The sequence below is a fragment of the Streptomyces sp. NPDC059443 genome (assembly GCF_042750105.1).
Lineage (GTDB): Bacteria > Actinomycetota > Actinomycetes > Streptomycetales > Streptomycetaceae > Streptomyces.
Genome location: NZ_JBHYVM010000021.1, coordinates 118860 through 138651, shown reverse-complemented (window position 1 = coordinate 138651; position 19792 = coordinate 118860). Strand labels below are relative to the sequence as shown.

The 19792-nt window shown below is 72.4% G+C and carries 17 protein-coding genes; 9 read left to right on the top strand and 8 right to left on the bottom strand.

What is annotated here, in order from left to right; translation table 11 throughout:
- From ACFXDJ_RS21345 to ptsP, 3 genes are all read left to right on the top strand, one after another.
- A partial coding sequence (locus tag ACFXDJ_RS21345) for a hypothetical protein (RefSeq protein ID WP_384849915.1) occupies positions 1–260 on the top strand: 260 nt, incomplete at its 5' end.
- Between the two features lie 359 nt (positions 261–619).
- The gene (locus ACFXDJ_RS21340) at positions 620–1069 is read left to right on the top strand and encodes a PTS glucose transporter subunit IIA (protein WP_384657732.1); all 450 of its coding nucleotides are present in this window, start codon (positions 620–622) and stop codon (positions 1067–1069) included.
- Between the two features lie 73 nt (positions 1070–1142).
- Positions 1143–2813 (top strand): phosphoenolpyruvate--protein phosphotransferase, encoded by a 1671-nt coding sequence (ptsP, locus tag ACFXDJ_RS21335; RefSeq protein WP_330295274.1) that lies wholly within the window; start codon positions 1143–1145, stop codon positions 2811–2813.
- A 99-nt stretch (positions 2814–2912) separates the two neighbouring features.
- Here ptsP and ACFXDJ_RS21330 read toward each other — a convergent pair whose 3' ends face one another.
- Positions 2913–3857, bottom strand: a complete 945-nt coding sequence (locus ACFXDJ_RS21330) for a hypothetical protein (protein ID WP_384849912.1) — start codon at positions 3855–3857, stop codon at positions 2913–2915.
- Positions 3858–3943: 86 nt separating this feature from the next.
- On the bottom strand, positions 3944–5923 hold the full coding sequence (locus ACFXDJ_RS21325) for an acetoacetate--CoA ligase (protein WP_384657738.1): 1980 nt from the start codon (positions 5921–5923) through the stop codon (positions 3944–3946).
- 284 nt (positions 5924–6207) lie between these two features.
- Between ACFXDJ_RS21325 and ACFXDJ_RS21320 the strand changes: the two genes are divergently transcribed.
- Positions 6208–8556 carry a glycoside hydrolase family 31 protein gene (locus ACFXDJ_RS21320; RefSeq protein WP_384657740.1) on the top strand — a complete coding sequence of 783 codons (2349 nt, stop codon included), beginning with the start codon at positions 6208–6210 and terminating at the stop codon, positions 8554–8556.
- Between the two features lie 72 nt (positions 8557–8628).
- Here ACFXDJ_RS21320 and ACFXDJ_RS21315 read toward each other — a convergent pair whose 3' ends face one another.
- Both ACFXDJ_RS21315 and ACFXDJ_RS21310 read right to left on the bottom strand, forming a co-directional pair.
- On the bottom strand, positions 8629–10479 hold the full coding sequence (locus ACFXDJ_RS21315; RefSeq protein ID WP_384657743.1) for a M1 family aminopeptidase: 1851 nt from the start codon (positions 10477–10479) through the stop codon (positions 8629–8631).
- A 225-nt stretch (positions 10480–10704) separates the two neighbouring features.
- Positions 10705–11214, bottom strand: coding sequence for an NUDIX domain-containing protein (locus ACFXDJ_RS21310; RefSeq protein WP_384657746.1), 510 nt, complete (start codon positions 11212–11214; stop codon positions 10705–10707).
- A gap of 23 nt (positions 11215–11237) precedes the next feature.
- On the opposite strand from ACFXDJ_RS21310, the gene ACFXDJ_RS21305 reads away from it, so the two are divergent.
- From ACFXDJ_RS21305 to ACFXDJ_RS21290, 4 genes are read left to right on the top strand one after another with little or no spacing between them, the layout of a single operon-like run.
- Positions 11238–11969, top strand: coding sequence for a M15 family metallopeptidase (locus tag ACFXDJ_RS21305; protein WP_384657749.1), 732 nt, complete (start codon positions 11238–11240; stop codon positions 11967–11969).
- Between the two features lie 14 nt (positions 11970–11983).
- The gene (locus ACFXDJ_RS21300; protein ID WP_384657752.1) at positions 11984–12352 is read left to right on the top strand and encodes an Mpo1-like protein; all 369 of its coding nucleotides are present in this window, start codon (positions 11984–11986) and stop codon (positions 12350–12352) included.
- A gap of 40 nt (positions 12353–12392) precedes the next feature.
- Positions 12393–12902, top strand: a complete 510-nt coding sequence (locus tag ACFXDJ_RS21295; protein ID WP_384657755.1) for a Zn-ribbon domain-containing OB-fold protein — start codon at positions 12393–12395, stop codon at positions 12900–12902.
- Positions 12899–14098, top strand: a complete 1200-nt coding sequence (locus tag ACFXDJ_RS21290) for a lipid-transfer protein (protein WP_384657758.1) — start codon at positions 12899–12901, stop codon at positions 14096–14098. The genes ACFXDJ_RS21295 and ACFXDJ_RS21290 overlap by 4 nt, the downstream gene beginning before the upstream one ends.
- Positions 14099–14290: 192 nt before the next feature.
- On the opposite strand, the gene ACFXDJ_RS21285 is transcribed toward ACFXDJ_RS21290, so the two are convergent.
- The 4 genes from ACFXDJ_RS21285 to ACFXDJ_RS21270 are packed head-to-tail and all read right to left on the bottom strand — an operon-like array spanning position 14291 to position 18893.
- Positions 14291–14917: an ATP/GTP-binding protein gene (locus ACFXDJ_RS21285; protein ID WP_384657761.1), complete on the bottom strand. Its 627-nt coding sequence runs from the start codon at positions 14915–14917 to the stop codon at positions 14291–14293.
- A complete protein-coding gene (locus tag ACFXDJ_RS21280; RefSeq protein ID WP_384657763.1) occupies positions 14898–15380 on the bottom strand; it encodes a DUF742 domain-containing protein in 483 nt (160 codons plus the stop codon). Before ACFXDJ_RS21280 ends, ACFXDJ_RS21285 begins: the two co-directional genes overlap by 20 nt.
- A 10-nt stretch (positions 15381–15390) precedes the next feature.
- Positions 15391–15828, bottom strand: coding sequence for a roadblock/LC7 domain-containing protein (locus ACFXDJ_RS21275; RefSeq protein WP_384657765.1), 438 nt, complete (start codon positions 15826–15828; stop codon positions 15391–15393).
- The gene (locus ACFXDJ_RS21270) at positions 15825–18893 is read right to left on the bottom strand and encodes a nitrate- and nitrite sensing domain-containing protein (protein ID WP_384849909.1); all 3069 of its coding nucleotides are present in this window, start codon (positions 18891–18893) and stop codon (positions 15825–15827) included. Before ACFXDJ_RS21270 ends, ACFXDJ_RS21275 begins: the two co-directional genes overlap by 4 nt.
- A gap of 359 nt (positions 18894–19252) precedes the next feature.
- Between ACFXDJ_RS21270 and ACFXDJ_RS21265 the strand changes: the two genes are divergently transcribed.
- Positions 19253–19756, top strand: a complete 504-nt coding sequence (locus ACFXDJ_RS21265; protein ID WP_384663490.1) for a hypothetical protein — start codon at positions 19253–19255, stop codon at positions 19754–19756.
- Positions 19757–19792 lie beyond the last annotated feature (36 nt).

Genomic DNA, 19792 nt, shown 5'->3' with positions numbered 1-19792 from the left:
ATCCACCGAAATGGACGGGGTATCAACTTTTGGCGTTGATTTTTGGCACGCTGTTGAGTTCTCAAGGAACGGACGCTTCCTTTGTACTCACCCTCAGTAACAATTACTGGGGCTTTCCTCCGGGCGCTTCCTTCGTTGTTCTTGCGTTTCCGACTCTATCAGAGTCAGTCTCGCTTGTTTTCCGCCTTCCAGGTCCTGCGCTTTCGCGCTTTTCCCTTTCCGGCGAGTCCGACTCTATCAGTCCTTTTCCGTCTCCCTGACCACTCTCCGTTTTGCCGAATAGGCATGCGGGAAGAAGTCGAGATCAAGATCAGTAAAGAAGAGGAGGGTTCCCGTCCATCAGCCGTTCGCGAGATGTTCACGCGGGGCTTCCTGGCGGGAGTCACGACAGTACAGGTCCGCTGGTGCCCAAGCAAATCGATTCAGGCGTATGGTCTAGTCCGGTGGTCTAGTCCACTAGGTTGTCACCTGACTCGCTCGGGACCTCTGTCACTACCTCTACAAACAGGTGTAGTTCAGACGGAACCGGGACGTCTCATGACTTACCCTTCTCAAAGTACGCCGTCCAGGACAGGTTGTGACGGCGACACGAAGTAGCCCCACCCCTGGGAGGCCCCACATGACCAGCGTGACGTCCCCACTCGCCGGGACCGTTATCGGACTCGCGGCAGTGCCCGATCCGGTGTTCTCCGGCGCGATGGTGGGACCGGGCACCGCCATCCAGCCCGTGCAGGAGCCCTCGGAGGCGGTGGCCCCCGTCGACGGTGTGGTCGTCTCCCTGCACCCGCACGCGTACGTCGTCGTCGACGGCGAAGGCCACGGTGTGCTGACGCACCTGGGCATCGACACCGTTCAGCTCAACGGCGAGGGCTTCGAGCTCCTCGTCAACAAGGGCGACACCGTGACTCGCGGCCAGGCCGTCATCCGCTGGGACCCCGCCGCCGTCGAGGCCGCGGGCAAGTCCTCCATCTGCCCCATCGTGGCGCTGGAGGCCACCGCGGACTCCCTGTCTGACGTGGTCGAGTCCGGGGACGTGAAGGCGTCGGACGTCCTCTTCAGCTGGCAGTGACGTGTCCGCCTCCATAGGCGAGTCGGACATCCATCGCGGCGGCGGGGCCGTCGCTCAATCGGAGACGGGTGAAATGGAGACAACGCTGCGAGGCGTCGGCGTGAGCCACGGTGTGGCGATCGGCGAGGTTCGGCACATGGGTACGGCGGTTCTCGAACCGCCGGCGAAGCAGATCAACGCGGACGAGGCGGAGCGCGAACAGGGGCGCGCCCGTCAGGCCGTGGACGCTGTCGCGGCCGACCTGATCGCGCGCGGCCAGCTGGCCGGCGGCGAGGCCCAGCACGTGCTTGAGGCTCAGGCCATGATCGCCCAGGACCCCGAGCTGATGGCCGACGTCGACCGTCGGATCGCCGTGGGCAGCACCGCCGAGCGCGGTGTGTACGACGCCTTCTCCCAGTACCGCGAGCTGCTCGCGGGGGCCGGCGAGTACATGGCCGGCCGCGTGGCCGACCTGGACGACGTACGCAACCGCATCGTCGCTCGCCTGCTCGGCGTGCCGATGCCGGGTGTGCCGGACAGCGACGAGCCGTACGTGCTCATCGCGCGTGACCTCGCCCCGGCGGACACGGCGCTGCTCGACCCGGCGCTGGTCCTCGGCTTCGTGACCGAGGAGGGCGGCCCCACCAGCCACAGCGCGATCCTCGCGCGGGCGCTGGGCGTGCCGGCCATCGTGGCGCTGCCGGGTGCCGGCGAGATCGCCGAGGGGACCCTGATCGCCGTCGACGGTTCCACCGGCGACCTGTTCGTGGACCCGTCCCCGGAGAAGCGGGCCGAGCTGGAGGCCGCGGCCGCGGAGCGCAAGGCCGCTCTCTCCGCGTCCTCGGGTCCGGGCGCGACCTCCGACGGTCACAAGGTGCCGCTGCTGGCCAACATCGGCGGTCCGGCCGACGTGCCGGCGGCCGTCGAGGCCGGGGCCGAGGGTGTGGGTCTGTTCCGCACCGAGTTCCTCTTCCTGGACGACAGCAAGAAGGCGCCGACCGAGGAGAAGCAGGTCGAGTCGTACCGCAAGGTGCTCGAAGCCTTCCCCGAGGGCCGTGTCGTCGTGCGCGTCCTGGACGCCGGCGCCGACAAGCCGCTGGACTTCCTGACCCCGGCCGACGAGCCGAACCCGGCTCTGGGTGTCCGCGGTCTGCGCTCGCTGCTCGACCACCCGGACGTGCTGCGTACGCAGCTCACCGCGCTGGCCAAGGCCTCGGCGGGGCTGCCGGTCTACCTTGAGGTCATGGCCCCGATGGTGGCCGACCGGATCGACGCCAAGGCGTTCGCGGACGCGTGCCGCGAGGCCGGTCTCCAGGCGAAGTTCGGCGCGATGGTGGAGATCCCCTCCGCCGCGCTGCGGGCGCGCTCGATCCTCCAGGAGGTCGAGTTCCTGTCGCTGGGCACCAACGACCTCGCGCAGTACGCCTTCGCCGCCGACCGCCAGGTCGGTGCCGTCTCGCGACTGCAGGACCCGTGGCAGCCCGCGCTGCTCGACCTGATCGCCATGTCGGCCGACGCCGCCAAGGCCGAGGGCAAGAGCTGCGGTGTCTGCGGCGAGGCCGCTTCCGACCCGCTGCTGGCCTGTGTGCTGACGGGTCTGGGTGTCACCTCTCTGTCGATGGGTGCCGCTTCGATTCCCTACGTGCGGGCGACGCTCGCCAAGTACACCCTCGCGCAGTGCGAGCGTGCGGCTGCGGCCGCGCGTGCCGCGGACAGCGCCGAGGAGGCCCGTGTGGCCGCTCAGGCCGTGCTGTCCGGCGAGTAGTCCAGTAGGGCACCGCGTCGGATCGAGTCTGTTTCGATCGAGGGGCCTTCGCCGGTGGCGAGGGCCCCTCGGCCGTTTCCGGGGCCTCACCCGTTCGGGTCAGTGGTGCGGACCCGGCGCGTCCACTTCGTAGCCAGGGCGGTACTCGACTCCGGGCTCCGGAGCCACGGGGTCTCCGGTGTCGGCGTCGGTGCAGTAGGCGTTGAAGACGGCCGCCGCGGAGAGGGGTACCAGGCGGCCGTGGTCCAGGCGCCAGCCGTGGACGCGGTCCTGGTGCCCCTCGGTTGTGCTGCGCAGGACCAGTCCCCCGGGCCCGCCGAGGGCCAGGCCCGCGGCGAGGACGGTCACGAAGTCGAGGCCCTCGCGGCCCTCGATGCCCGGCGGGCCCTCCGGACGGGTCTCCGCGTGGAGCACGGCCATGAGCTGTTCGTCCTCGGTGGGGACGCTGCACACCAGGTGGTGGCGGCCGGGCCCGGCCCGGTGCACCAGCTGTTCGAGGGCGCCGGCGGCGCGCTCGAAGGAGGCGGTTCCGATGTCCTCCCCGCAGTCGGCGCAGGTGCCCACTCCGGCCAGGAGGGTGGTGGCGTACTCCCAGGTGGCCTGGCGGACGGCCTCGTCGACGAGGAGCGGGACCAGTTCGTCGATGGGCTGGCCGGCGTACGGGAGGCCGGTGCCCGTGCCGGCCAGTTCGGCGGTGAAGCGGGTCCGGGCCGCGGGCGTGTCCGGGTCGATGCCGTGGTCGGTGCAGTACTCAGCGTACTCCTCGGGGTCGAAGAGGGTGACGGTGGTGTGGATGCCCTGGGCCGCGAGGGAGCGGAGCAGGCCGTCGATCTGGTCGAGGTAGTCGCGGTGGTCGTCGAAGGTGAAGCTGCGGTACCCGCGCATGGCCGCGAAGTCCCCGGCGTCGGCCAGGAGGCCGATGGTTCCGGGGACTTCGCGGCGCAGGGTGCGGCGCCTGCCGGCGCGGGCGGTACGAGCGGTGCGGGCGGTACGGACGGGCCGTCCCGCGGTGGTACCGGTCCTGTCTTCGTTCGAGCGTGGCATCGGGTCCCCCTGAGTGGCGCGATCGCTTGCTCACTCAGCGTAATCAGAGCCACTGACAGTGACCGTCGACCGAGCCCGGTCCGGGCTCAGCGCCGGGTGCGGGCGAGGTCCTCGTAGAAGCGCAGGAGGTCGAGGTTGTCGACCGAGCCCGGGTTGACCGCCTTGGCCATGGGGGCGCCCTGGAGGAGGCGTTTGACCGGGACCTCGATGCGCTTGCCGGTCAGGGTGTGCGGGACGCCCGGGACCTCGATGATCTCGTCGGGGACGTGGCGCGGGGAGAGCTCCTCGCGGATCGTCGCCTTGATCCGGGCGCGGAGGTCGTCATCGAGGACCGCGCCGGGTACGAGGTGGACGAAGAGCGGCATCCAGTAGCCGCCGTTCGGCTCCTCCAGGCCGATGACCAGGGACTCCTTGATCTCGGGGAGCCGCTCGACGGCCTCGTAGATATCGGCGGAGCCCATCCGGACGCCCTGCCGGTTCAGGGTGGAGTCGGAGCGGCCGTGGATGACCACGGAGCCGTGGTCGGTGATCGTGATCCAGTCACCGTGGCGCCAGACGCCGGGGAACATCTCGAAGTAGCTGTCGCGGTAGCGGCTGCCGTCCGGGTCGTTCCAGAAGCGGATCGGCATCGAGGGCATGGGGTTGGTGACCACGAGCTCGCCGACCTCGCCGATGACGGGCTTCCCGGACGGGTCCCACGCCTGGAGGTCCGTACCCAGGCAGGCGGCCTGGAGCTCGCCGATGTGGACCGGGAGGGTGGGCACGGCGCCGGCGAAGCAGCTGCAGACGTCGGTGCCGCCGCTGACGGAGGCGATCCAGAGGTCCTCGGCCACCTCGTCGTGCAGCCAGCGGAAGCCGTCGGGCGGCAGCGGCGAGCCGGTGGTCGCCACGCACGTGACCGAGGACAGGTCGAAGTCCCTGGCCGGGTGGACCTCGGCCTTCCGGCAGGCCATCACGTAGGCGGCGGAAGTCCCGTACAGCGTGGCTTTGGTCCGCTCCGCGATGCGCCATTGGGCACCGGTGTCGGGGAATCCCGGGCTGCCGTCGTAGAGCACGACGGTGGTCCCGGTGAGCAGGCCGGAGACGAGGAAGTTCCACATCATCCAGCCGGTGGAGGTGTACCAGAAGAACCGGTCCCCGGGACCGAGGTCGCAGTGGAGACCGATCTGCTTGAGGTGTTCCAGGAGGATGCCGCCCTGGGACTGGACGATCGCCTTGGGCAGGCCGGTGGTGCCGGAGGAGTAGAGGACCCAGAGCGGGTGCTCGAAGGGGACCGGCTCGAAGACGGGCTCCGCCTCACCGGCCGTGAGGGCCGACCAGTCCAGGGCGCCGGCGGGGGCCGGCGTGCCGAGGAGCGGGATGTGGACGACGGCGCGCAGCGAGGGGAGCTCGGCGCGCAGCTCGGCGACGGTGTCGCGGCGGTCGTGCTCCTTGCCGCCGTAGCGGTAGCCGTCGACGGTGAAGAGCACCACCGGTTCGACCTGCTGGAACCGGTCCAGGACGCTGCGGGCGCCGAAATCGGGGGCGCAGGAGGTCCAGACGCCGCCGACCGCGGCGGTGGCGAGGAGCGCGGTGACGGCCTCGGGGATGTTGGGGAGGTACCCGCTGACCCGGTCGCCGGGGCGTACGCCGAGAGCGCGCAGTTCGGCGGCGAGCGCGCCGACCTGGCGGCGGAGCTCGGCCCAGGTGACGGTGGTGGGTTCGTGCGTCTCGTCCACGTACAGCAGGGCGGCGTCATCGGCGCGCGCCGGGTCCTCGGCGGCGCGCAGGGCGTGCGCGGCGTAGTTGAGGGTGGCGCCCGGGAACCAGCGCGCGCCCGGCATGGACCGGTCGGCGAGTACGGACTCGTACGGGGTGGTGAAGCGGACGTCGAACCATTCGGCGACGGCCTGCCAGAAGGTGTCGAGCGCGTCGACGGACCAGGTGTGCAGGGCCGGGTAGCCGCCCTCGGCGGGGGCGCCGTGGTGTTCGGCGGCCCAGGCCTGGAAGGCGGTGATCCGGGCCGCGGCGATCCGGTCGGGGCCCGGGGACCAGAGGGGCTCGGAGGGGGTGGCTGCTGCGGTCATGCGTCGGCTCCCGGTCACGTCTGCGGCTCGCGCTTCGTGGGCGTGTCGTGTCGTCTGGTGTGTCGTGTGGTGCGTGGGGTGGTGCGTCTCGTGGTGTTCGTACGGTGTCATCGCGCACGGGGTGGGCGCGCGAAGGCACACAGGGACGATGCCATGTGATCGACATCCGCACCAGAGCCGTCATCGGCGGTCCAGTGGCGCGTCTCCGAGGACCCGGCCCTTTGAGAGTGAACGGCAGTTGAACGCAGCCTTCTCGGGCAGGTGCCGGTGGCAGGGTGGGCGCCATGGACGGTCGTGAGCTGGTGCGTGCGGTGAAGGAGCTCGGCAGCGGGCGGGGGCGGCGCGCCTGGCGCTCGGCCTGGCGCAACCGGCGCGTGGACGCGAGGGGGCTCGCACCCCGGGGCGCGGAGCGGGCCCGGGTGCCGGGTCTGCTGACCGGTACGGAGCCCAGGCCGGGCGGGGGCGTGCTCCGGTTCGCCCGTTCGGAGCTGCTGGTACGGGTCACCGCGGGCGGGGCGGTGTTCTGGGGCTGGGACGGGGCCGCGCCCACCCCCTCCTACGCGGTGGTCGGCAAGGGGCCCGAGGCCGATCCGCGTGCCGTGCTGGAGCCGGACACCGAGGGCGGCTGGCGGGTGGTCTCCGAGCGGGTGACCGTCGCGGTGTCCCGGCACGGGGCGGTGGAGGTGCGCACCCCGGGCGGTACGGTGCTGCGCCGCGAGCTGCCGCCGCGCTGGTGGGAGCCGGTGGAGGGCGGCGCCGGGCACGGGGCCCGGTGGCTGCTGCGCAGCGAGGTCCCGGCGGACGCGCGGGTGTTCGGGCTCGGCGGGCGGGCGGCGGGGCCCCGGCTCCGGAACGGCGCCTACCGGCTGTGGAACACCGACCCGAAGCACGGGTTCGGGCGGACCGAGGACCCGCTCTACATCACCATGCCGGTGCAGCTGGTGGTGGCGGACGCCGGGACGCACCTGGTGTTCCACGACAACACCTGGGACGGGCGGGTGGTGTTGCGGGAGGGCGAGGAGGGGGCCGGCTCGGGTGCGGACCGGCCGGGGACCTGCGAGCTGCGCATGGAGGGCGGCCCCCTGCGGTGCTGGGTGCTGGTGGGCCCGCCCGCGCGGGTGCTGCAGGGCTGGTCGGGGCTGACGGGCGGCGCGGCCGTGCCGCCGGAGTGGGCGCTCGGGTACCAGCACGCGCGGTGGGGGTTCGGGAGCGCGGCGGAGGTGCGCCGGATCGTGGCCGGGTACGCGGAACGGGACCTGCCGCTCTCGGCCGTCCATCTGGACATCGACCACTACGACGGCCACCGGGTCTTCACCGTGGACCGCGAGCTGTTCCCCGATCTGCCGGGGCTGGCGGCCGAGTTGGCGGACGGCGGCGTACGCCTGGTCTCGATCGTCGACCCGGCGGTGAAGGCGGGCGACCCCGTGCACGCCTCGGGCCTGGCGGTCGGCCCGCACGGGGCCTTCGTACGGGACGCGGCGGGCCGGGAGGTCCGCGGCGAGGTGTGGCCGGGCGAGTGCGCGTACCCGGACTTCACCGATCCGGGTGCGCGGGACTGGTGGGGCGGGCTGTACGGGGAACGGCTCGCGCAGGGCTTCGCCGGGTTCTGGCACGACATGAACGAGCCGGTCTCCTTCGCCCCGTTCGGGGACCGGACGCTCCCCCGGTCGGCGCGGCACGTCCTGGACGGGGCCGGCGGGGACCACCGGGCCGCGCACAACGTGTACGCGCTGGGGATGGCGCGGGCGGGCTGGGAGGGACTGGTGCGACTGCGCCCGGCCGAGCGGCCGTTCCTCTTCTCCCGGTCGGGGTGGGCGGGCATGCAGCGGTACGGGGGCACGTGGTCGGGGGACGTGGAGAGCGGCTGGGACGGGCTGCGGGCCTCGCTGGCGCTGGTCCTGGGGCTCGGACTGTGCGGGGTGCCGTACTCGGGCCCGGACATCGGCGGCTTCTGGGGGTCGCCCTCACCGGAGTTGTACCTGCGGTGGCTCCAACTGGGGTCGTACCTGCCGCTGTTCCGGACGCACTCGGCGATCTTCGCGGGGCGGCGGGAACCGTGGGAGTTCGGGGAGCGGACCACGGAGGACGCCCGGGCCGTGCTGCTGGAACGGGAGCGGCTGCGCCCGTACTTCGTGACGCTGGCCCATCTGGCGCGGCGGACGGGAGCCCCGTACGTGCGGCCGCTGTGGTGGGGGACGCCGGAGGACCGGGCGCTGCGGGACTGCGAGGACGCGTTCCTGCTGGGTGACGCGCTGCTGGTGGCTCCGGTGCTGGAGTGCGGCTCGGACCGGCGGGCGGTGCGGTTGCCGCGCGGCCGCTGGTACGACACGGCGACGGGCGCGGCCCACGAGGGTCCGGGCCAGGTGCTGCTGGACGCCCCGGCGGACCGGATCCCGGTGCTGGCACGGGCCGGGTCGCTGCTGCCGGTGCGGGCGGCCGACGGATCGGTGGCCCTGGAGGCCTGGGCTCCGGCGCGGGGCCGTACGGGCGGCGGGCTGGTGGTCCGCGATCCGGGGCCGGGCTTCGAGCCGGGCAAGGTGGAGCGGTACACCGTGCGGTGGGCGGGGGACGCGGTGGTGGTGGAGGACGAAGCGGGGGCGCCGGTGGAGGGCGTGGTGGTGCGGGGGCTCTGAGGACCGTTCGGTTCCGGATTCGCCGCGGGCGGCGCCGAGTGGAGGCGCCCCCGCGGCGAACCAGTCCTGCTGCTAGCCGTCGATGCGGTGCGTGGTCCAGAACGAGGTCAGGTCCGTGGTCGTGGCGGCCTGCGCGGCCGCCTTGAACTCGGCCGTGGTCGAGACTCCGTACCAGTGCGAAGTGGCGTAGTCCTTCAGCAGTTTGGCCATGACCGTGTCGCCGAGGACGCGCCGCAGGTCGTGCAGGGCGCACTTGCCGTAGCCGTAGACGACGGTGGAGTAGCGGGACGAGTGGGCGTCCCAGTAGCCCATCGAGTTGGTGATCTTCTCGGCCGACGAGGCCCAGGAGACGCTGTTCCAGCAGCTCGCGCCGGTCTTGTTCTGCGCGAGGTCGGTGGCGTAGTCGGTGAACGCCTCGTCCAGCCAGGGGCTGGTGTACTCGTCGTCGCCGACGATGCCGTACCACCACTGGTGGCCGATCTCGTGGGTGAGCGCCGTGGTGCTGACCAGGTCGAGGACGAACCCGGGGTACTCCATGCCGCCGAACCAGTAGTTGTTGTCGATCACCGCGTCCAGCTCGCCGTACGGGTAGGCCCCGAACCTGGCGGAGTGGGCGTCCACGGCGGACTTCGCGGTGGCGAGCATCGACTGCGAGTCGGAGGCGCTGATGCCCGAGACGGAGTAGATGTTGACGGGGGTGCCGGCGGCCGAGGTGCCGGAGATCTTGCTGAACGGACCGGCCGCCCAGGCGAAGTCACGGACCTTGGTTGCGGTGGCGGTGGTGACCGTGCGTCCGCTGGTTCCCGGCGTGTCGACCGAGGTGCCCGTGGCCGGCACCAGCAGGGAGGTGGGGTGGTCGAGGGTCACGTTGAAGTCGGAGGCCAGCGAGTAGAACGACTCGCCGTTGTTCGTGTACGGGTCCAGGTGCCAGCCCGCTCCGTCCCGGACCGCGAGCACCGGCAGGGCGTTGCCGACCATGCTGAAGGCCCCGTCGTAGCCGAACCGGTCGGCGCCGCTGGGCACGGTGATCCCCAGGTCGAAGCCGATCGTGGCGCTCTGCCCCTGCGCCAGCGGCGTCGGGAGGGTGATCTGGAGGGCGGTGCAGCCGACGGACAGCGCGCCGGCGGTGCCGCCGGTGACGTTCGTGACCGTGATCGGCATGGCGGAGCAGGTGCCGTGGTAGTTGTCCCACAGCCTCAGGTACACCTCGCTGAGAGCCGTGGCGGAGGCGTTGGTGAAGCTCGCGCTCTCGTGGCCGGTCCAGCCGGTGCCGCTCGTGTTGCTGGTCAGGTTGACGGTGTACGCGGGCGCGGCCGGAGTGCGGGTGTTGTCCGCGGGCGGGACGGTGCCGCCGGAGGTGTCGAGGGCGATGTCGTCGACGACGAAGCTCGTCTGGAGGCTGGAGTCCTCGGTGCCGGTGAAGGAGACGCTGACGGTCTGGCCCGCGAACGCCGATACGTCGAAGGACTTCTGGGCGTAGCCGGTGTTCTTGTCGAGGTTCGAGTACGTCGCCAGCGTCGTGGTGCCGATCTTCGCCGTCAGCTTGTCGTACTTCGTGGACGTGGTGGTCTCGGTGGTGTCGATGTGGAGCCAGAACGTCAGGGTGGCGGTGCTGCAGCCGGAGGGGATCGTGACGCTCTGGGAGAGCGTGTCGGTGTGCGTGCTGCCGACTCCGTTCAGCCAGGCGAAGTAGGTGCCGCCGTGGGCGGTCTGGCCGGTGCGGTTGGTGATCACGCTGGTCTGGGACTGACTCCAGGGTGAAGTACCGGTTTCGAAGCCGCCGTTGCCGACCACCTGGGTCGGCGTGCAGGCGGCGGGTGCGGCCGGGGCCGCTGCCGCCGAGGTGGCGGGCAGTGCGGCGGCGATCAGCGCGGCGATGGCGAAAGCGCTCGCGGCGAGGACCTTGTGGGGGGTCGATCTCACACGAAACTCCTTTGAGGCGGCCGGGATTCCGGCTTGCTCGGTGGCTGCCCGGCCGGCCTGGGTACGCCGGAGGGCAGCCGCGGGGGTGACGGCTGCCGGAAGCCTGGCAGATTTGACCGGAGCATGCCATCAAGAGTTCGGTAAAGGTGTTCCCGTCACCGCTCGGCGGACGGTGCGGAGGAACGGGTAGACGGCGCGGAGCAACGGGTGGACGGCGCCGTCCGCCTACGCGTACCGCCCCGCGAACCAGTAGGCCGCCGCCTTCGTGTGCAGGTCGAACGCCAGCGGCTCCGGGCCCCGCAGGATGTGCCAGCCCGTGGTCTCGTCCGTGGGGGCGGATGCGGGCAGGGAGGCGGCCGGACGGGCGGGGAGGAGGCCGAAGAGGATCAGGTGGCCGGCCGGGGAGCTTTCGGCGGCGGCCAGGGTGACCTCGGAGGCCGGGGCGTGGATGCCGGTCTCCTCGCGGAGTTCGCGGACGACCGACGTGCGCCAGTCCTCGCCGAAGTCCATGAACCCGCCGGGCAGGGCCACGGCGCCGAGGGCGGGTTCGATGGTGCGGGTGATGACCACCAGGCCGGTGCCGAGCTCGTCCTCGACGGGAAGGAGGGCCACCGCGACCGGGAGCGGGTTGCGGTAGGCGACGTCGCCGCACGAGGGGCACGTACGCGGCCAGTCGGCCGAATCGAACAGCGCTCCACAGGTGGAGCAGTGCGAGTCCCTCAGGTGTGCCGGCATGCGGCGATGGTATGCCAAGGGGCATGAGGATGGCGCTCGTTGTGCTGGTGGCGGGATGTGCGGGTGTGGCGGCGGCCGGCGGATCCCCGGTCGGCGGACCCCTGGACGGCGGGCCCCCGGGCGGCAGACCCCCCGCCCCCGGGTTCGCCGCGCTGGCAGAGGTCGATCCGACCATCGGCCAGGAGATGCGGTACGCCACCGACCGAAATTTCACCGGGGCCGTCGTCGACGGCTACGAGGAGCCCGTCTGCCTCCTCGCGCGGCCCGCCGCCAGGGCGTTGCGGCGGGCGCAGCACGAGGTGCTGCGGCGCGGGTACTCGCTCCTGGTGTACGACTGCTACCGGCCGCAGCGGGCCGTGGACCGGTTCGTGCGGTGGGCCGGGGACCCGGCGGACCAGGGCACGAAGGCGGAGTACTACCCCCGGGTGGACAAGGACCGGCTGATCCCGGAGGGGTACATCGCCGAGCGGTCCGGGCACAGCCGCGGGAGCACGGTGGACGTGACGCTGACCGGACCCGGCGGGGAGCCCGTGGACATGGGGACCCCCTTCGACCACTTCGATCCGCTCGCGCACACCGACAGCCCGCTCGTCACGGGTGCGGCCCACGAGAACCGCGCTCTGCTCGGGCGCGTGCTCGCCGCCCAGGGCTTCGTGAACCTGCCCGAGGAGTGGTGGCACTTCACGTACAAGCCGGAGGCGTTCCCCGACATGTACTTCGACTTCCCGGTCTCTGTCGCCGCCGTCCACCCCTGAGTACGGTGCCCGGCATGACATTCAGCTCGTATGACGAGTTCTGGCCCTACTACGTGTCCATGCACTCCCGCGCCGCCACCCGCTGGATCCACCTCACCGGCACCCTCACCGGCCTCGCCGTCACCGCCTACGGGCTGGCGCGCGGACGGGGGCGCTACCTCGCCGCGCTGCCCCTCATCGGCTACGGGACGGCCTGGCCCGCGCACTTCCTCATCGAGAAGAACAACCCGGCCACCTTCGGGAATCCGGGCTGGTCGCTGCGCGGGGACGCGCAGATGATCCGGATGATGCTGGCGGGGCGGGACGCGGAGCTGGGCGAGATCGCGCGGAAGTGGCTCGCCGAGAACCGGTGCCCGGAGGGTGTTCCCGTGACAGACTTCTGACTGATCGTCAGATCATCAGGAGTCTGTTTCGGGAGGGGTCTTGGAACGCACACGCACACCCGTCGTCAGCGGGTGGTTCACCGGGGACGACAGCACGGAGGGTGGCAACAAGCAGGGCAGCAGCACGGAGAACGCCGCGGCCGGCGGCGGGTTCCGGCTGCTCGGCACCCGGTGCTCCGCCTGCGCCGCCGTGTTCTTCCCGCGCGAGGACGCGTACTGCCGCAATCCGCACTGTCCCGGCGGCGGCGAGCTCGCCGAGACCCCGCTGTCCCCGCGCGGCCGGGTCTGGTCCTACACCGACGGCCGGTACCGGCCGCCCGCGCCGTACGTGTCCGACCCGGACGCGCCCTGGACCCCGTACACGCTGGTCGCGGTGGAGCTGGAGGCCGAGGGGATGGTCGTGCTCGGGCAGACGGTGCCCGGGGTGACGGTCGCCGATCTGGCGGTCGGAATGGAGGTCGAGGTGGTGGGCGGCGTGCTGAACGAGGACGCCGCCTCCGGCACCACCTGGACCACGTGGCGGTTCCAGCCGGTGGGGGTGGCGCAATGAGCGGCTCCTCCGCAGACATAGCCGTCCTCGGGGCCGGCATGCACCCGTGGGGCAAGTGGGGACGCAGCTTCGTCGAGTACGGACGGGCCGCCGCCCGGACCGCGCTCGCCGACGCCGGGCTGGAGTGGACCGACGTGCAGTCCATCGTCGGGGCAGACACCGTGCGGTCGGGATACCCCGGCTACGTGGCCGGCGCCACCTTCGCCCAGGCCCTCGGCTGGCAGGGGGCGCGCGTGACCAGCGTGTACGCGGCCTGCGCCTCCGGAGCCCAGGCCATCGGGGCGGCCCGCGCGCAGATCCTGGCCGGGCTGGCCGACGTGGTGCTGGTGGTCGGGGCGGACGCCGCGCCCAAGGGGTTCTTCGCCCCGGCGGGCGGGGACCGGCCGGACGACCCGGACTGGCTGCGCTTCCGGGTCCTGGGGGCCACGAACCCCGCGTACTTCGCGCTGTACGCCCGCCGGCGCATGGCCCTCTACGGGGACACCGGGGAGGACTTCGCGCAGGTCAAGGTGAAGAACGCGGCGGCCGGGCTGCTCAACCCGAACGCCCGCTACCGCAAGGCCGTGACGGCCGAGGAGGTGGCCGCCTCGGCGATCGTGGCCGATCCGCTGCGGCTGCTCGACATCTGCGCCACCTCCGACGGGGGCGCGGCGCTCGTGCTGAGCAGCATGGACTTCGCACGCTCCCGGGGAGCGGCGGACCCGGTGAGGATCCGGGCCGTGTCCACGGTGACGCCCACGTATCCCCGTACGGTCCTGGACCTGCCGGACATCGCCACCGACTCGACGACCGCCGTGCGGCCCGCGGCGGGGTCCTTCAGGGCGTCGATCGCGCGGGCCGCCTACGAGGAGGCGGGGCTCGGTCCCGACGACCTCTCGCTGGCCGAGGTGTACGACCTGTCCACCGCGCTGGAGCTGGAGTGGTACGAGGACATCGGCCTGTGCGGGGAGGGCGAGGGGGCCAAGCTCGTACGGGAGGGCGCGACGGCGCTCGGCGGGCGGATCCCCGTCAACACCAGTGGCGGGCTGGCCTCGTTCGGAGAGGCGGTGCCGGCGCAGGCCATCGCGCAGGTGTGCGAGCTGACCTGGCAGCTGCGGGGCACCGCCGGGGACCGTCAGGTGCCGGGGGCGCGGGCCGGAATCACCGCGAACCAGGGGCTGTTCGGCCACGGATCGGCGGTCGTGGCGGTGCGCTGACCCGTGCTGAACAGGGGCTGTTGTCCGCACGCTTGACGGCCCCTGATGGCGGGTTCACACTCTCTCCACAGTCCCGCTCCGCGACCGGGACCCCGAATCCCCCCATGAGAGCTGCGGCCCGTACCCCAGTCGGCGGGGGTACGGGCCGCCTCCATGTCAGGGGCACGGCCGTCAGGGGCACGGCCGTCAGGCTCAGGCCCCGGCCGTCAGGCTCTGCCGCCGGGCCCGGGCCAGCGTCATCGCGTGCTCCACGACCCCCACCAGGACGTCCTTCACGGACTCCCGGTCCCGTGCGTCGCAGAGCAGGACCGGCACCTCCGGGGTGAGGTCGAGGGCCTCCCGTACGGACACCACGGGGTGCCGGTCGGCGCCGTCGAAGCAGTTCACCGCGACCACGAAGGGGATCTCGCGCCGTTCGAAGTAGTCGACGGCGGCGAAGCAGTCGGCGAGGCGCCGGGTGTCGGCGAGGACGACGGCGCCGAGCGAGCCCTGGGCCAGCTCGTCCCACAGGAACCAGAACCGGTCCTGTCCGGGCGTGCCGAACAGGTAGAGCACCAGGTCCTCGCGCAGCGTGATGCGCCCGAAGTCCATCGCCACGGTGGTGGTGTTCTTGCCCGCCACTCCCCCGGTGTCGTCGACGCCGCGGCCCGGTTCGGAGAGCCGTTCCTCCGTCCGGAGCGGTCTGATCTCGCTCACCGCACTGACCAGGGTGGTCTTGCCCACCCCGAAACCGCCCGCGACCAGGATCTTCAGGGTCAGCGGCTCGACCGGCGTCACGGCATGCATGGCGCCGGTGCGGCTAGAGCGCCCGAAGGCCATCGATCACCTCACGCAGTATGGATTCATCGGGCAGTTCGGCCGGGGGGACCGGCCTGGTCACGTGGACCAGTTCGTCGTCGACGAGATCGCCGATCAGGACGCGTACGACCCCGACCGCCAGGTCGAGCTCCGCCGCGAGTTCCGCGACGGACTGCGGGCGCTGCCGGCACAGCCCGAGGATGTGGGCGTGTTCCGGGGACAGCGTCGCGTCCCATACCGGGTCGTCGGCCGCGGGTTCCGCGACCACGAGCGCGATCAGGTCGAGCCGGTGCTGGCCGGCGTGGCTCGTCCGGCCGCGGGTCATCGCGTACGGGCGCACGACGGGACCCGCCTCGTCGTCGAACCACTGGTCGGGGGCGTGGTCCGGGGCCTGACCGGGCGCCTGAACAGGGGCCTGGCCGAGGACGGGATCGACGGCGGGATCGGGAAGGCGGGCGGGGTGGTCCTGGCCTGAATCGCTCATGCCGTACGACTCACCCTCCGGCTGGCAGCCCGGTGCGCGGCGCGGTCGCCAGGTGGTCACCCACGCGCTTGACCATGAGGGTCATCTCGTACGCGACCTGCCCGACATCGGAGTCGGAGTCGGCGAGGACCGCCAGGCAGCTGCCGTCTCCGGCGGCCATGACGAAGAGGAAGGCCTCGTCCAGCTCGACCACGGTCTGGCGGACCTTGCCGGAGTCGAAGTGGCGGCCGACGCCCTTGGCCAGGCTGTGGAAGCCGGAGGCCACGGCCGCCAGGTGCTCGCTGTCCTCGCGGGTGAGGTCCTTGGAGCTGCCGGTGGGCAGGCCGTCGCCGGAGAGGACCACCGCCTTGCGGATGCTGCCGACCTTGTCCACGAGCTCGTCGAGGAGCCAGTTGAGCGGGCCGGAGCCGCGGCCCCTGGTGTCGTTCCCGGACTGCGGTGCGGTCATCGACCGTCCCCTTCGTTCTCGTATCCGGGCCCGGTGGCGGCAGGGGTGCCGGCCTCGGTCCCGGACGGCTGCGGTGCTTGGTGCCGGACGTCCTGCCGGGCGTCGCGGCGTGCGTCCTGCTGCGTGTGCTGCTGTGAGTTCTGCTGCGCGTGCAGGTCGCGTCCCGCCGTCCAGCCGCGCTGGAGCGCGGACATGCGGCGGCGTACGTCCTCCGCGTCGCGGTCCTCCACCGTGTCGGCGGCGGCTTCGGCCGGTGCGGGGGCCGGGGCGTTCTTGAGCTGGGGCGCGAGGCTGGCCTGCCGGACCCGGCGCGGCAGGGCCGCGCCCGTGGCCGGGCCGGGCTTGGCCCGGCCCGCCTCCGGGGCGCCCTGGGCCGGGTCGGCGTCCGGGACCGCGGAGACCGGCCGGGGCTCCACCCGGCGGCCGTGCTCGGCGACCAGGGTCGGCGTGGGGCGGCGGCGCGGGAGCGGTACGGGGCCCGTGGGGCGGGAGCCGTCGAGGCGGACGGGGTCCGGGCGGGGGGCCTCCAGGCGGACCGGGCCGGTGGGGGCCAGGGGCTCGCGGTCGCGGCCGCGGTCCCGGTCGGAGCCGCGGGCGCGGTCGGAGCCGCGGTCCCGGTCCGGGTCGCCGCCGCCGCTCCGGTCGCGGAAGCCGTCACGGTCGCGGTCGGGGGCGCGGAAGCCGTCGCGGTCGACGGGCCGGGCGCCGCCGCGCTCGGCGGTACCGTCCGCGCCCCGCCCCCCCCCGCCCACCCCCCCCCCCCCGCTATTCCCGGCCGCCCCCCGATCGGCGGGCGGACCCGGGCGCGGGCGCCCCCCCGGGCGCAGGCCCAGCAGGGCGCTGCGCGGGGTGCCGTTCGGCGGGGTCTCGTCGTCGAGGGTGGCCATGGCGGGCCGCCCCTTGGCGCCGGGATCTCCGGAGCCCCCGGTGACCCCGGTGACCCCGATGCGGCTGGTGATGCCGCTGGTGGCCTCGTCCAGGGCCGTGACGGGGTCGTCCAGTCCCGGGATGCCGACCGGGGCCTCCAGTTCCACGGGGCCGCGCAGTTCGGCTCCGGCCGGGAGCCTGCGGTCCACGGGGCCGCCCTCGACGGCGGCCGCCGGGGGACGGGCGGGACCGGGCACCGCCTTGCCGCCGGCCAGGCGGATGCCGGCGCCGTCGGTCTCGGGAGCCTCCGTGAGCAGGGCCACCGGGAGGAAGACCACCGCGGTGGTGCCTCCGTACGGACTGGGCTGGAGGCCGACCTTGACGTCGTGGCGCTGCGCGAGGCGGCTGACCACGAACAGGCCGAGCCGGTCGGTGTCGGAGAGCTCGAACTCGGGGGTCTCGGCGAGGCGCAGGTTCGCGTCGAGCTGCGCCTCCGGGGTCATGCCGAGGCCGCGGTCGTGGATCTCCAGGGTGAAGCCGTTGGCCACGCGTTCGCCGAGGACCTGGACCGCCGTGTGGGGCGGGGAGAACACGGTGGCGTTCTCCAGGAGTTCGGCGATGAGATGGGTGACGTCGGCGACGGCCGGGCCCGCGATGCCCAGGCGCGGCAGCCGGCGTACCTCGATGCGCTCGTAGTCCTCCACCTCGGCGACGGCGGCCCGTACGACGTCCATCAGCTGGATGGGCTTGCGCCACTGGCGGGAGGGCGCGGCGCCGGAGAGGATCACGAGGCCTTCGGCGTGGCGGCGCATGCGGGTGGTCATGTGGTCGAGGCGGAAGAGGTCGGCGAGTTCCTCGGTGTCCTCGGTGCGCCGCTCCATGGTGTCGAGCAGGGTGAGCTGGCGGTGGAGGAGGACCTGGTTGCGGCGGGCGAGGTTGACGAACACCTCGGAGACCCCGCGGCGCAGTTCCGCCTGCTTGACGGCGGCCTCGATGGCGGCGCGCTGGAGGGTGTTGAGGGCCTGGCCGACCTGGCCGACCTCGTCCTTCTCGTACTCCAGGCGGGGCGCCTCGGTCTCGACGTCCACGTTCTCGCCCGCGGCGAGGCGGCGCATGACGCCGGGGAGGCGGACGCCGGAGACCTCGTGGGCCTCCTTGCGGAGCCGGGACAGGTCGCGGATCAGCTCGCGGCCGATGCGCACGGACAGGACGAGGGAGACGATGAGGGCGATGAAGCCGAGGATTCCGGCGACGGCGGCCTGGACCAGCACGTTCATGGCCACGGGATGGACGCGCTTCTGGTAGCGGTCGCCGGCGGCGGTGCCCATGGTGGCGAGGTCGTCGAGGACCTTCTGCGCAGCCGTGTCCCACTGGGCGGCGCTGACTCCGCGCGGGTTGTTGTGGCCGGGGCCCGAGGTGACGAATCGTTCCTCTGCCTCGCGCAGGGCCCTGCTCTCGGGGTTGTTCCAGTACTGCTCGAACTGCTCGCGGTCGGCGGACGGGAGGATCGCGAGGTTGAACTCGTAGAGCAGTTTGCGGTTGGCGACGAAGTCGGAGACGCGCCGGACATCGTCCTGGCTGACGTTGCGGGAGGCCAGGGCGGAGGCGATGACGGCGTCCTCGCGCGAGAGCGTCTCGCGGGCGCGGGTGACGCCGACGAGGGCGCGGCCCTGCTTGTCCATCTCCACGTTTTCGAGCGCGTGGAGGTTCATGAGGAACTCGTAGCAGGGGTCGACGAGCCGGTCGTACAGCTCCAGCGCCTGGCTGGTGTTGAGGGAGCCCGCGTCCACGGCTCCGCGCAGGGCGCCGATGCCGTGGAAGGCCTCCAGGATGGAGTTCAGGCGCTGGGCGGCGAGCGGGGTGAGCTCGTCGGCCACTTCGGGGTCACTCGCATCGGCGGTGATCTTCGCGACCATCTCGTCGGTGGCGCCGCGCCGTTTGACGAGTTCGGAGGTGGCGGTGGACGCGCGGGGATCGCCGATGACCACGAGGGTCTGGCGGCGTTCCTTCTGGATGACGCGGACGACGTCCTCCACGGGGTAGCCGACCTTGTCGATGACGTAGGCCACGCCGAGGAGTTGGGAGGCCTGCCGCCCGGTGATCACGGTGGCGAAGCCCCACAGGGCGGTCAGGGAGACGAGCGGCACAAGGAGCAACGCCACGATCTTCCGGCGGATGGACTTCCCGCGAAAGCGCATGGCCTCCCCAGCCTCCCCCAGGTCAACCCCGTTACCGGGGGTCGGTGTTCCGTCATTTAAACGGCGTGAGCCTACTACTGCCACAGGGCACCCTCGAAGGAGTGTCCGGACGTTTTCGGCCGACGTCCTGGGTGAAGATCACGAGTTGTCCGATAGTTCCGGTCGAGAGCGGCCCGATATGTGGCAGATGACACTTGGTGCGGCGTCAGTTCACGTACTGGAATGGATGGCTGGAACTCTTCGTTCCGCGATAATTCGGCGCGTTCCGAAGGTCCGCGATCCGGGAATCTCTCGACGGCGCCGTACGTCTACCTGTTCGGGGCGGGCATGACCGGTCGCGTGGAGGGGAGGAGCGGGGCATGGCGAAGAGGTACGAGGACGACGGCGACGGCGGCGCGGGATCCGGAGCGCCGGCCGGCCGGGCCTTGTGGGTGGACCAGGCGGCGGGGCGGCGGCGGATGCCGGACCCGGTGCGGGAGTCCGCCGTGCGCGCGGTGCTGATCGTGGCCGTGACGCTGACGGACGCGACGATCGCCTTCTTCCTGGCGGTCACCGGCTCCTGGCTGGCCTTCCCGCTGTCGCTCTGCGGGATTGCCGGGACCGTCGTGGCCACCTGGGGCGTACTGGACGTGCTGATCACCCGGCAGATGTGGAACCAGCGGTACGGGGTCTTCTCGGAGCCGAGCAGCACAGCCCGGGGGCGTCGGCGCGAGCAGCGCCGGGCCCGCCGTGAGGCCGGGTCGCAGCCTGCGGGGCCGCGGCCCGGGCAGACGGCTCCCGGTGACCGAATACGGGGGCGCGGCGCGGCTTGGCCTCCGGCCACGGGCGACGGGGGCTACCGGACCAGCTCCGGGCAGCACTGACGCCCCTCCGGGCCCGGGCCCCGGACCCGGCAGCCC